Genomic DNA, 10476 nt, shown 5'->3' on the forward strand with positions numbered 1-10476 from the left:
GCGCCGGCCGGTGCGAACTGCGCCGGCAATGTGACGCACGGTCGAAATGCTCGCCGCAATCGGCCAGCCCAGGGCCTGGGCTTGGCGCTGCAACTGCATCGCCGTGATCGTGGTCTCGCCCACCGGCAGCAGCTGGCCGACCGCGTCGTGCAGCGGGTCTTTGAGCCGCGCGAGCGTGACCGGGCCGTGGTGCAAGGCCATGGCGACGGTGAACGCGGGCAGCGCGCGTCGGCCGCTGCCGAGGGTTTGCAGGTGCTGGGTCATGGCATGGGCCGCGCTGGCCAGGCCCAACGCCGAGCGCGCGGCACGCAGGCTGTGGCTGACCGATTCGGTGTCGGACGTGTCGGCAAAAATGGCGAGCAGGCCTTCGCCGACGAACTGCATCGAGCGGGCACCGAAGAGATAGACCGTATCGCCTGCGCTGCCGTAGAAACGCTTGACCAGACCGGTGAGCTCATCCGGTGTGAGTGCCTGGGCCAGCTCGGGAAACACCGGGATGTCGACGAACAACACCGTGGCGTCGCTCAAATGCTCGTCGTCGGCGGCCTGACCCGGGGCGGGCCAGCGCTCGCTCAAAGCCTTGGCCAGACGTTGCTCGTAGAGGCGCGAAAGATTGTGGGTGCGCTCTTCGACGGCCACGCGCACGGCAGCCTCGGTGGCGAGTTTTTGCATCTCGGCCTGCTTCTCGCGCCGGCGCAGCTGCGCAAGGACCGCTTCGCGCAGCTCGCCGGGGCGAAAGGGCTTGGTGATGTAGTCGTCCGCGCCCGTCGTCATGCCGATGCGCATGTGCGCGCGCTCCTGCAGCGAGGTGAGTAGGATGACCGGCAGCGCGGTGAATTCGGCTTGGCTGCGGAGTTGGGCCAGCATCTCGAAGCCGTTGAGCCCCGGCATGTGCACGTCGCTCACCACGAGGTCGGGCTTGACCGCCTGGATGAGCGCGAGCCCTTCGACCCCGTCGGACGCCGTCGCGACCTCGTGACCTTCTTTGCTGAGGACCGAGCGCACGAGCATGAGCGTGCCCGCGTCGTCCTCGATGACCACGATCGACGCCATGGGCTGTCCTTCAACCGAAGTGCACGACCTGCACGCCCGCGGGCGGGGCCTCGGGCCAGAGATCGGCATCGAAGGCGCGGTCGCCTTCCGGGTCGGGGCGGCCGGTGGCTTCGAGGTGCGCGAAGTCGTGCAGCCGTGCATCGAGCAGGTGCGAGGGCACGACGTTTTGCAGCGCATGCAGCATGTTGTCGAGCCGGCCCGGGAACTTCTTTTCCCACTCGCGCAGCAGCGCCACCGCTTGCGCGCGCTGCAGATTTTCCTGGCTGCCGCACAGCGTGCAGGGGATGATGGGAAACTGGCGGTGTTCGGCCCAGCGGATGAGGTCGCGCTCGGCCACGTAGGCGAGCGGGCGGATGACCACGTGCCGGCCGTCGTCGCTCACCAGCTTGGGCGGCATCGCCTTGAGCTTGCCGCCGAAGAACATGTTGAGCAGCAGCGTCGCGAGGATGTCGTCGCGGTGGTGACCCAGCGCGATGCGCGTGGCACCAAGTTCGCTCGCCACGCGGTAGAGGATGCCGCGGCGCAGCCGGCTGCACAGGCTGCACATGGTTTTGCCCTCGGGGATCTTCTCTTTGACGATGGAATAGGTGTCCTGCGTCTCGATGTGAAACGGGACGCCCAAGCCGCGCAGGTAGTTGGGCAGCACGTCGGCCGGAAAGCCGGGCTGCTTCTGGTCGAGGTTGACGGCGATGAGTTCGAAGCGCACCGGTGCGCGCGCCTGCAGCTTGAGCAGGATGTCGAGCAGGCCGTAGCTGTCCTTGCCGCCCGAGAGACAGACCATCACGCGGTCGCCCTCGCCGATCATCGAATAGTCGACGATGGCGCGGCCCACCTCGCGGCAGAGGCGTTTTTCGAGCTTGTGCGCCTCGAAGGCGGCGCGGCGGCGCGCGCGCTCGGTCTCGGCGGCGTCGGCGCTGGGGTTCAGGGTCGGGTGCATGGTCTGTGCAGGGGCGGGGCGGATGCGGCGTCGCTCACCATTGGCCGGCTTGCGCGCGGATGGCGACTTCGCAGTCGTCGAAGATTTCCAGTTTGGCGATTTTCACGCGCACGCCGATCACGCCGGGCAATTGCATCAGCCGGTGCGCGAGCTTGCCGATCAGCGTCTCGAGCAGATTGACATGCTCGGCGGTGCATTCCTCGATGATGATGCGCCGCACCTTGCGGTAGTCGAGCACCTGCGAAATGTCGTCGTCGCGCGGCAGCAGCGGTTGCGGGCCGAGATTGAGCTCGGCGTCCACCTGGATGGGCTGCGGCGCGGTTCGCTCATGGTCGAGGATGCCGAGGTTAGCGTCGAAGCGCAGCCCGGTGAGGCTGAGGCTTTGCGAGGCGTGGGCAATCGGGTGGGGCATGGGCGCCTTCACATCATCGAAAAATCGCGCTCGAACCGCATCAGGTGCTGGCCGCCGTCGACCAGCAGCGTGGTGCCAGTGAGCGCGCGGTTGGTGAGCGCAAAGCGAACTGCGTGCGCGACATCCTCGGGCGTGGACGAGCGGCCCAGCGGGCTGAGTCGGTGCAGCGCGGCGAACTTCTCGTCGCTCAGCCACGGGCTCGTGAGCGTGAGGCCCGGTGCCACCCCGACCACACGCAACCGCGGCGCCAGTGCCTGCGCGAGCAGCGTCACCGCGCTCTCGAGCGCCGCCTTGGAGAGCGTGTAGCTCAGGAAGTCGGGGTTGGGGTTCCAGAGCTTTTGGTCCAGCAGCGGCACCAGGACACCGTGGGCGTCGGCCTCGCCCGCCTCGGCGCGCGCGGCGAGCTGCGCGGCCAGCGCCTGTGCGAGGATGATGGCCGCGCCGCAGTTGGTGCGCAGGTGGCGCTCCATCGCCGCGTAGGAAAAGCTCGCGGCGTCGTCGTGCTCGAACAAAGCGGCGCTGTGCACCACGGCCTCGACCGGGCCCATCGTGGCGGCCACGCGCGGCAGCAGCATACGGGCGGCGGCCTCGTCGTCCAGATCTGCAGAAAAAGCGGCAGACCCGAGCGTCAAACGGTCACAGTCCGCTACTGTTTTGAGAGCTTCGTCGGCTGAATTGCGGTAGTGCACCGCCACCCGCCAGCCGTGCGCGGCCAGGTCCAGCGCGATCGCACGCCCGAGGCGCTGCGCTGCACCCGTGACGAGTACCACCCCGTGCGCAGGCGTGCAGCCGCCGGGCGCAACAACCAGCGCGGCGGGGGAGGGCATCGGGTCAGGGGCCATTGGGTGACAATCGGCGGGTGATGGACAAACGCGCAAGTGTACCGACGCCCCCCCCGCCGCGCGGCACCGAGGGGCATGCGGCTTTGGATCGCCTGTTGGCGCAGACCATCGCCGCGGCCGGCGGCTGGATAGGCTTCGACCGTTTCATGGCGCTGGCCTTGTATGCGCCGGGGCTGGGGTATTACAGCGGCGGCGCGCCCAAGTTCGGCCACTTTCCGCAGGGCCAGAACGGCGCGGGCAGTGATTTCGTCACCGCGCCTGAACTCTCCCCGCTGTTTGCCCAGACGCTGGCCGTGCCGCTCGCCGAGGCTCTGGCGCGTACCGGCACCGATGCGCTGTGGGAGTTCGGCGCCGGCAGCGGCGCACTGGCCGCGGAGCTATTGGCGGCGCTCGACGCGATGGGGGTGGCGGTGCGCCGCTACACCATCGTGGAAGTCTCGGGCAACTTGCGTGCGCGGCAACGCGAGCGGCTCGCGGCTTGGGGTCAGCGGGTGCAGTGGGCCGACACCCTGCCCGATGCGATCGAGGGCGTCGTCATCGGCAACGAGCTGCTCGACGCGATGCCGGTCAAGTTGCTGGCACGGCGCGGCGGGGTGTGGTTCGAACGTGGCGTCGCGCGCGCGGCCGATGGTGCCTACGCCTGGGTGGAACGCCCGACCGAGCTGCGCCCGCCGATCGAGCCCGAGGGGCGGCACGACTACCTGACCGAAATCCACCCCCAAGCCGAAGCCTTCGTCGCCACCCTGGCCGAACGGCTGCGCGCCAGTCCCCGCGGCGGCGCGGCCTTTTTCATCGACTACGGCTTCCCCGAAGCCGAGTACTACCACCCCGAACGCAGCGCCGGCACGCTGATGTGCCACCGCGCGCATCGCGCCGACGCCGATCCGCTCTCGGACGTCGGCGAGAAAGACATCACCGCGCATGTGAACTTCACCGGCATCGCACTCGCCGCGCAGGATGCGGGCCTCTCCACCCTGGGTTACACCGCGCAGGGCCGGTTTCTGCTCAACTGCGGCATCGCCCAGCGCATGGAGGCTGCGGACCTGGCCACGCGCACGCAGGCGCATCGGCTCATCGCCGAGCATGAAATGGGCGAGCTGTTCAAGGTGCTGGCGCTGTGCACGGGCGAGGGCTGGCCGAGCTGCGGCTTTGCCACCGGCGACCGCACGCACCGCTTGTGAGCGCAACCGGCCCACGCGCATGATCCGCTGGCTCATCGTCGTTTTTCTCGCGCTGGTGCTGCTCAACGGGCTCACGCCTTGGTTGCAGCGGCTCGGCTTTGGGCGGCTGCCGGGCGATTTCCGCTTTCGCCTCTTTGGCCGTGAGTGGTTCATCCCTTTGACCACGACGCTCATCCTGAGCGCGCTGGCGAGCGTCATCGCGCGCTGGATTTGACCGCAGGCAGGCGCTCGATTACTGTGCGGCTTGTATACCCCTATCCCTATATTTCTGGAGGAGATCCCATGAACCGAACCCCCCGCTGGCTCTCAGCGCTGATCGGCGGCGCCGCGCTGCTGGCCGCCAGTGCCGTGCAGGCGCTCACCTTGCCGGGACCGCTCGTGGACGTACCTTGGCTCAAGGCGCACCAGGCCGAGGTGCAGGTCGTCGATCTGCGCGACAACCTCAACAGCTTGACCGAAAAACCCAAGTACGAAACCGTCGCCGGCAAACCCGTGCTCGAGCAGGTCGGCGGGCACATCCCCGATGCGCTGTCGGTGAACTTCTGGGGGCTGCGCACCAAGCGCAACATCGCAGGCAAGGAGATCGACTACCAGATGCTCAGCGCCGCCGAGTTCCAGGCGCGCATGCGCGGCGTGCAGCTCGAGCCGGGCAAGCCCATCGTCGTCACCCCCACCGGCGACGACGCCACCTCGCTGCAAGAGGCCGCGTATTTCGTGTGGATGCTGCAGGTCTATGGCGTGCCGCCTGAGCAAATCGCCATCCTCAACGGCGGCGTGCGCGCCTGGATTATGGCCGGCGGCGAGATCGACACCGACGCCATCGCGCCCATGGGCCAGAGCAACTGGACGGCCCAGAGCGCCCGCGCCGGCATGGTGGCGAGCCGCGAGCAGCTGCAAGCCGCCTTGAAGGCGAAAAAGCCTGTGTTCGACACCCGGCCGATCACGCAATACCTCGGGCTCGACGCCGTGCCCGCCATCCCGAAGCGCGGGCGCATCGCAGGCACCGAGCCGATTGCGGCTGAATGGCTCTATGAGCAGGCGGCCGATGGCTCGTGGCGTTACCTCAGCGCCGAGAAATACCGCGCGATCTTCTCGCTGCCCGGCATCGTGCGCCCGCGCCCCGGCATCGTGTTCTGCAACACCGGCCAATACGCGGCCGGCGCCTGGTTCGTGCTCGAGCGCGTGCTCGGCATGAAGGGCGTGGCGATGTTCCCTGGCGGCTTCTACGAGTGGGTCATGCTGGGCCTGCCCGTCGACGAGCGTTGAGGCTGCGCGGGGGCGGGGAGGGCTCGCAGCGGTGCGCTGGTTTGCCTGCGTCGACATCGGCGGCACCAAGGTCGCCGTGGCGCTCGCCCGCGCAGCGGGCGCGGCGCGTCCCGAATTCGGCCCCGCGCGGCGTGAGCCGACGGTGCGCCAAGGCGAGCCCGTAGCCCTGGCCCTACAGGTGCTGCGGCTCGTCGACGCCGTCTGTGCCGAGGCCGGCATCCGTCGCGCGGCGCTGGCGGCGGTCGGCGTGGCCTCGGCTGGGCCGTTTGCGCACCAAGGCGGTGCGCTCGGCCTCGTCACGCCCAACCTCTGCGGCGGCTTGAGCGGCGGGCAAACCGGCCTGCCCAATGACTGGACCTTTTTGCCGCTCGAAGCGCCGCTGCGCGCCGCCTTGCCCGAGGCGGCGCGCCTGCGCATCGAGAACGATGCCATCGCCGCGCTCGAGGCCGAGCGCCGCTGGGGCGCGCTGCAGGGCCGCTCGCACTGCGCTTATGTGACCTGGAGCACCGGCGTCGGCGTCGGGCTGTGCGTCGATGGGCGGGTGCTGCACGGCAAACACGGCAACGCAGGCCACGCGGGGCACCAATTCGTGAATGACGACGCCAGCGGCGCGCGCTGCGGCTGCGGCAACCTGGGCGATGTCGAGGCCCAGGTGGCGGGCGGCGCGCTCGAGCGGCGCTTCGGGCGCGACCCAGCCGCGCTGTGGGCCGCCGCCCTCGAGGGTGGCGACGCGCTCGCCCGCGCGCAAGTGGAGGCTGTCTGCGCGGTCATGGGGCGCATGCTCTACAACCTCGTCGTCACGCTCGACCTCGAGGCGGTGGCGCTCGGCGGCGGCGTGTTCTGGCCACACCGCGACTGGCTGTTGCCGCGGCTGCAGGCGCAGATCGACGCGCATTTCCCCGCGCTGACCGCCGGCGTGCGGCTGCACCCGGCGGGCCTGGGCGAGCAGGTCGGCCAGTACGCGGCGGCCGCACTGGTGGCGGGGGCGGAGGAATGACCGGCGGGGGTATCGCCTTGAAAACGCACGCCTCGGCCCAAAACTGACCAAAAACCAAATTCAGGAATTACGCCATGTCCAATCCCCTGCACATCGTTTGCCCGCACTGCCACACCACCAACCGCGTTGCGCCCGAAGCCTTGGGCAGCGCGCCCAACTGCGGCAAATGCCATCACGCCCTGTTCGACGCGCATCCGGTCGCGCTTGATGAATCCAATTTCGACCGCCACATCAGCCGCAACGACATCCCTGTGCTCGTCGACTTTTGGGCCCCGTGGTGCGGGCCCTGCCGCATGATGGCGCCGGCCTTCGAGCAGGCCGCCGCGCAGCTCGAGCCGCGCGTGCGGCTGGCCAAGGTCAACACCGAAGAGGCGCAGCAACTCGCCGCGCGCTTCAACATCCGCAGCATTCCCACGCTGGCGCTGTTCCAGGGCGGCCGCGAAATCGCCCGCCAGGCCGGCGCCATGACCTCACCCGCGCAGATTGCGGCTTGGGTGCGGCAGCACATCCGCTAAAACCTGTTTCTCGCGCCGTCCATCGCACACTGCCAGGCGCTCGAGGTCGGGTCCGGGTTCCGCGTTACCCTACGCGCAGCCTGACGCCGGTTTGTCGGGCGCGGACAGCCCAGCCTGCTCGACCGCAGCCACCCGTGCCGCATGCACCGCAGCGCCGATGGCCGGGCCTCGGGCGCCTCGGGCCGCCGCTGCTGCGGCGACGGCTGCGGTGTCGACCGATTGCGCGGCGGCGAGCGCCTGCAGCAGCCGTTCGCGCTGTGGGTAGGGCAGTTCCTCGTAGCCCAGGCGGCCGCGGGCGTCGCATTCACACGCGAGCAGCACGTCGGCAAAGCGTGCGGGTTTGCGCAGCGCATCGCAACGCTCGAGCAGGCGCACCGTCGCGGCGGCGCTGAAGCCGAGGCTGGCATGGATGTGGCCGTGCTCGCGCGCGACCACGTCGGCGAGCTCGCGGCAGTCCTTGGGCACTTTGAGTCGTTCGCACAAGGGGCCGAGCAAGCGCACGCTGCGCTCTTCGTGGCCGATGTGCCGTGGCAGCACGTTGGGCGGCGTCGTGCCCTTGCCGAGGTCATGCGTGAGCGCGGCAAAGCGCACCGGCAGGGACGCCGCGAAGCGTGCGGTTTGCTGCAGCACCATCATCACATGCACGCCGGTGTCGACTTCGGGGTGGTAGTCGGCGCGCTGCGGCACGCCCCAGAGCCGGTCGACTTCGGGCAGCAGCACGGCCAAGGCACCGCAGGCCCGCAGGACCTCGAACATGCGCGCCGGCGCCGTCTCCATGAGGCCCCGGGCGAGCTCCTGCCATACGCGCTCGGGCACGAGGTGGTTCACCTCGCCCGCCGCCACCATCTCGCGCATCAGCGCGAGCGTCTCGGGGGCGACTTGAAAGTCCGCAAAGCGCGCGGCAAAGCGTGCCACGCGCAGGATGCGCACCGGGTCTTCGCGGAAGGCGTCGGTCACATGGCGCAGGACGCGCGCGCGCAGGTCGCGCAGGCCGCCGTAGGGGTCGATCAGGTGTTCTTCCAGGCTGTTTGGGCCGGATGCCGGCGTGAAATCGGCCGGGAGTGCCATCGCATTGATCGTGAGATCGCGCCGAGCCAGATCCTCTTCGAGCGTCACGTCGGGCGCGGCATGGACCACGAAGCCGTGGTAGCCGGGCGCCGTTTTGCGCTCGGTGCGGGCAAGCGCGTATTCCTCATGCGTTTCGGGGTGCAAAAAGACCGGGAAGTCGCGCCCGACTGGGGTGTAGCCCAGCGCGACCATTTCCTCCGGTGTTGCGCCCACGACCACCCAATCGCGGTCTTGCACGGGCCGACCGAGCAGCTCGTCGCGGACCGAGCCGCCGACGCGGTAGATCTTCACGCCGGGTTGCCGTGCAGCCGGTACGGTTCCTCGAACGGCCGAAAGTCATGTTCGGCTCGTGCGTCGTCGACCCAGGCTCGCACCGAAGGCAGCGCGCACACGCGCTCGACATAGCCCGCGACGGGTTCGGGCACGGGCAGGGCATAGGTTTGGATGCGCATCACCACCGGTGCGAAATACGCGTCGGCGATGCTGAAGTCGCCAAACAGCATCGGCCCCCCGTGGGCGTGCAGCAGTTCACTCCACAGGGTGGTCAGGCGTTGCAGGTCGCTTCGAACCGCCGGTTTGTCGCGCAAGGCCAGCGCGCCGACCTCGGGCAAGGACGCCTCGATGTTCATGGGGCAGGCCGCGCGCAAGGCCATGAAGCCGCTGTGCATTTCGGCGCAGATGCTGCGGGCATGCGCCCGCGCGCGCGGCTCGCGTGGCCACAACGCGCGATCGGGGAATTGCTCGGCCAGCGTCTCGGCAATGGCCAGCGTATCCCAGACGACGAGATCGTCCTCGACGAGCACCGGCACCTTGCCGGTGGGGCTGATGCCGGCGAGCCGCTGCTTGAACGCGCTGTCGGGCCCGAAGCCGTCAAAGCGCACCATCACTTCCTCGAAGGGGATGCCCGCTTCGCGCATCAAGACCCACGGCCGCATCGACCAGGACGAATAGTTTTTGTTGCCGATCCAGAGTTGGCGCATGGCGAGGTTCCTAGGATGGTTTACGGAGTGTCGACGCGGCGGCGGACGAGATCGAGCCCGCTGCGCGGCCCACGGTGGCCGAGATAGCCCGGCGCGATGCCCGAGGGCGGCGCGGGCCGGATGCCCAGCGCCTCGAGGCCCGGGTAGGCGCCGGTGGCGACGTTGTCGACTTTGAGCGAGTCGAGGTTGTCGCGGCTCATCAGCGGCTCGCCCGGAAGCAGCTCGAGCAGTGCGGCCTGCAGCCAGCCCAGGGCATCGGGCAGCGGCAGCACCGGTCGGCCTCGACCCTCGTTGACGCCGGCCCAAGCACCGGCGGCACGCGCGAGCTCGCCGAGCGTATACACCTCGGGGCCCGCGGCTTCGTAAATCTGGCCGAGGCTTTCGCGCGATTGCGGCCCCGAGATCGCGCGCGTCATGCCGAGCGCGACGTCTTCGACCCAAACCGGCTGCAGCCGCGCCTGCGCCCGCGCCAGCGGCATCACGGGCAGCTTGCGCTGCAACTCGGCAAACAGGTTGAGGAAGCGGTCATCCGCGCCAAAGATGACGCTGGGCCGAAACACCGTCAGATCGATCAGGCCGGCTGCCGCAGCATTGCGGAAGACCGCCTCGCCGCGCGCCTTGCTGCGCAGATAGCGCGAAGGCGCATCGACCGCCACGCCCAGCGCACTGACGTGGATGACGCGCCGAACGCCGGCCTTGCGCGCGGCGCGCAGGATGCGTTCGGGCAGTTCGACATGCGTGCGCTCGAACGCATCCTCACTGCCGTGCAGGATGGCAATGAGGTTCACGACGGCGTCATGTCCCGCGAGTTGCCGCGCCAGTTGCGCCTCATCGAACACGTCGACCTCGATCGGGGTGACCAGCGGCAGGCTCTGGATCGCTTGGGCATTCACGAGCCGCCGCGTCGCCACGGTGATGCGCTGGCCGGCGCGGTTGAGCTGCTCACACAGATGGCGGCCGACAAAGCCGGTGCCGCCGAGGACGAAGATCTTGTTCATGGGGCGAACTGTAGGGCAACTGGGACCGGTCCGCGACAGGACCAGGGCAAGGCTGAATAAGCCCCGCGATGGCGCGCGAGCGGCCGCGGGATGGGATGCGAGGCGCGCGAGGGACCTGTTCAGCGTTGCCCTAGGGTTTGTTCGGGACCGGCGGCAAGTGGCGAGGCCTAAAATCTGCCGTCGGGTTGATCCATTTTTATCCACTGGCCCTAAGGATGTTCTCATGA

The 10476-nt window shown here is 69.1% G+C and carries 12 protein-coding genes; 5 read left to right on the forward strand and 7 right to left on the reverse strand.

Annotation, left to right across the window (positions count from 1 at the left end; genetic code table 11):
• The 4 genes from JHC36_RS04595 to JHC36_RS04610 all read right to left on the reverse strand — a co-directional run.
• On the reverse strand, positions 1–1053 hold a 1053-nt coding region (locus JHC36_RS04595), incomplete at its 3' end, for a response regulator (RefSeq protein ID WP_287916431.1).
• 10 nt (positions 1054–1063) lie between these two features.
• On the reverse strand, positions 1064–1990 hold the full coding sequence (ttcA, locus tag JHC36_RS04600) for a tRNA 2-thiocytidine(32) synthetase TtcA (protein WP_287916434.1): 927 nt from the start codon (positions 1988–1990) through the stop codon (positions 1064–1066).
• A 34-nt stretch (positions 1991–2024) separates the two neighbouring features.
• Positions 2025–2402, reverse strand: a complete 378-nt coding sequence (locus tag JHC36_RS04605; protein ID WP_124222464.1) for a dihydroneopterin aldolase — start codon at positions 2400–2402, stop codon at positions 2025–2027.
• A gap of 8 nt (positions 2403–2410) precedes the next feature.
• Positions 2411–3229, reverse strand: a complete 819-nt coding sequence (locus tag JHC36_RS04610) for an SDR family oxidoreductase (protein WP_287916438.1) — start codon at positions 3227–3229, stop codon at positions 2411–2413.
• Between the two features lie 35 nt (positions 3230–3264).
• Here JHC36_RS04610 and JHC36_RS04615 point away from each other — a divergent pair, with 35 nt between their 5' ends.
• From JHC36_RS04615 to trxC, 5 genes are all read left to right on the forward strand, one after another.
• Positions 3265–4425 carry a class I SAM-dependent methyltransferase gene (locus tag JHC36_RS04615; protein ID WP_287916440.1) on the forward strand — a complete coding sequence of 387 codons (1161 nt, stop codon included), beginning with the start codon at positions 3265–3267 and terminating at the stop codon, positions 4423–4425.
• Between the two features lie 19 nt (positions 4426–4444).
• Positions 4445–4639 (forward strand): DUF2905 domain-containing protein, encoded by a 195-nt coding sequence (locus tag JHC36_RS04620; RefSeq protein ID WP_124222458.1) that lies wholly within the window; start codon positions 4445–4447, stop codon positions 4637–4639.
• A gap of 68 nt (positions 4640–4707) precedes the next feature.
• Entirely contained in the window at positions 4708–5691 is a 984-nt protein-coding gene (locus JHC36_RS04625; protein ID WP_124222456.1) for a sulfurtransferase, read from the forward strand.
• 31 nt (positions 5692–5722) lie between these two features.
• Positions 5723–6688 carry an ROK family protein gene (locus tag JHC36_RS04630; protein WP_287916445.1) on the forward strand — a complete coding sequence of 322 codons (966 nt, stop codon included), beginning with the start codon at positions 5723–5725 and terminating at the stop codon, positions 6686–6688.
• A gap of 74 nt (positions 6689–6762) precedes the next feature.
• A complete protein-coding gene (gene trxC / locus JHC36_RS04635; protein WP_124222452.1) occupies positions 6763–7203 on the forward strand; it encodes a thioredoxin TrxC in 441 nt (146 codons plus the stop codon).
• Between the two features lie 69 nt (positions 7204–7272).
• Here the strand turns inward: trxC and JHC36_RS04640 are convergent, their stop codons facing one another.
• The 3 genes from JHC36_RS04640 to JHC36_RS04650 are packed head-to-tail and all read right to left on the reverse strand — an operon-like array spanning position 7273 to position 10249.
• Positions 7273–8562, reverse strand: a complete 1290-nt coding sequence (locus JHC36_RS04640) for a multifunctional CCA addition/repair protein (protein WP_287916450.1) — start codon at positions 8560–8562, stop codon at positions 7273–7275.
• Positions 8559–9251: a glutathione S-transferase family protein gene (locus JHC36_RS04645; protein ID WP_287916452.1), complete on the reverse strand. Its 693-nt coding sequence runs from the start codon at positions 9249–9251 to the stop codon at positions 8559–8561. Before JHC36_RS04645 ends, JHC36_RS04640 begins: the two co-directional genes overlap by 4 nt.
• 20 nt (positions 9252–9271) lie before the next feature.
• Positions 9272–10249 (reverse strand): complex I NDUFA9 subunit family protein, encoded by a 978-nt coding sequence (locus JHC36_RS04650; RefSeq protein WP_287916455.1) that lies wholly within the window; start codon positions 10247–10249, stop codon positions 9272–9274.
• Positions 10250–10476 lie beyond the last annotated feature (227 nt).

This window comes from Tibeticola sp. (genome assembly GCF_022759015.1).
GTDB lineage: Bacteria > Pseudomonadota > Gammaproteobacteria > Burkholderiales > Burkholderiaceae_C > Tibeticola > Tibeticola sediminis.

Excerpts from the sequence above, each read along its gene's own strand:
- ttcA (WP_287916434.1), bottom strand. The coding sequence starts at position 1,990 with ATGCACCCGACCCTGAACCCCAGCGCCGACGCCGCCGAGACCGAGCGC.
- JHC36_RS04605 (WP_124222464.1), bottom strand. The coding sequence starts at position 2,402 with ATGCCCCACCCGATTGCCCACGCCTCGCAAAGCCTCAGCCTCACCGGG.
- JHC36_RS04610 (WP_287916438.1), bottom strand. The coding sequence starts at position 3,229 with ATGCCCTCCCCCGCCGCGCTGGTTGTTGCGCCCGGCGGCTGCACGCCT.
- JHC36_RS04615 (WP_287916440.1), top strand. The coding sequence starts at position 3,265 with ATGGACAAACGCGCAAGTGTACCGACGCCCCCCCCGCCGCGCGGCACC.
- JHC36_RS04620 (WP_124222458.1), top strand. The coding sequence starts at position 4,445 with ATGATCCGCTGGCTCATCGTCGTTTTTCTCGCGCTGGTGCTGCTCAAC.
- JHC36_RS04625 (WP_124222456.1), top strand. The coding sequence starts at position 4,708 with ATGAACCGAACCCCCCGCTGGCTCTCAGCGCTGATCGGCGGCGCCGCG.
- trxC (WP_124222452.1), top strand. The coding sequence starts at position 6,763 with ATGTCCAATCCCCTGCACATCGTTTGCCCGCACTGCCACACCACCAAC.
- JHC36_RS04645 (WP_287916452.1), bottom strand. The coding sequence starts at position 9,251 with ATGCGCCAACTCTGGATCGGCAACAAAAACTATTCGTCCTGGTCGATG.
- JHC36_RS04650 (WP_287916455.1), bottom strand. The coding sequence starts at position 10,249 with ATGAACAAGATCTTCGTCCTCGGCGGCACCGGCTTTGTCGGCCGCCAT.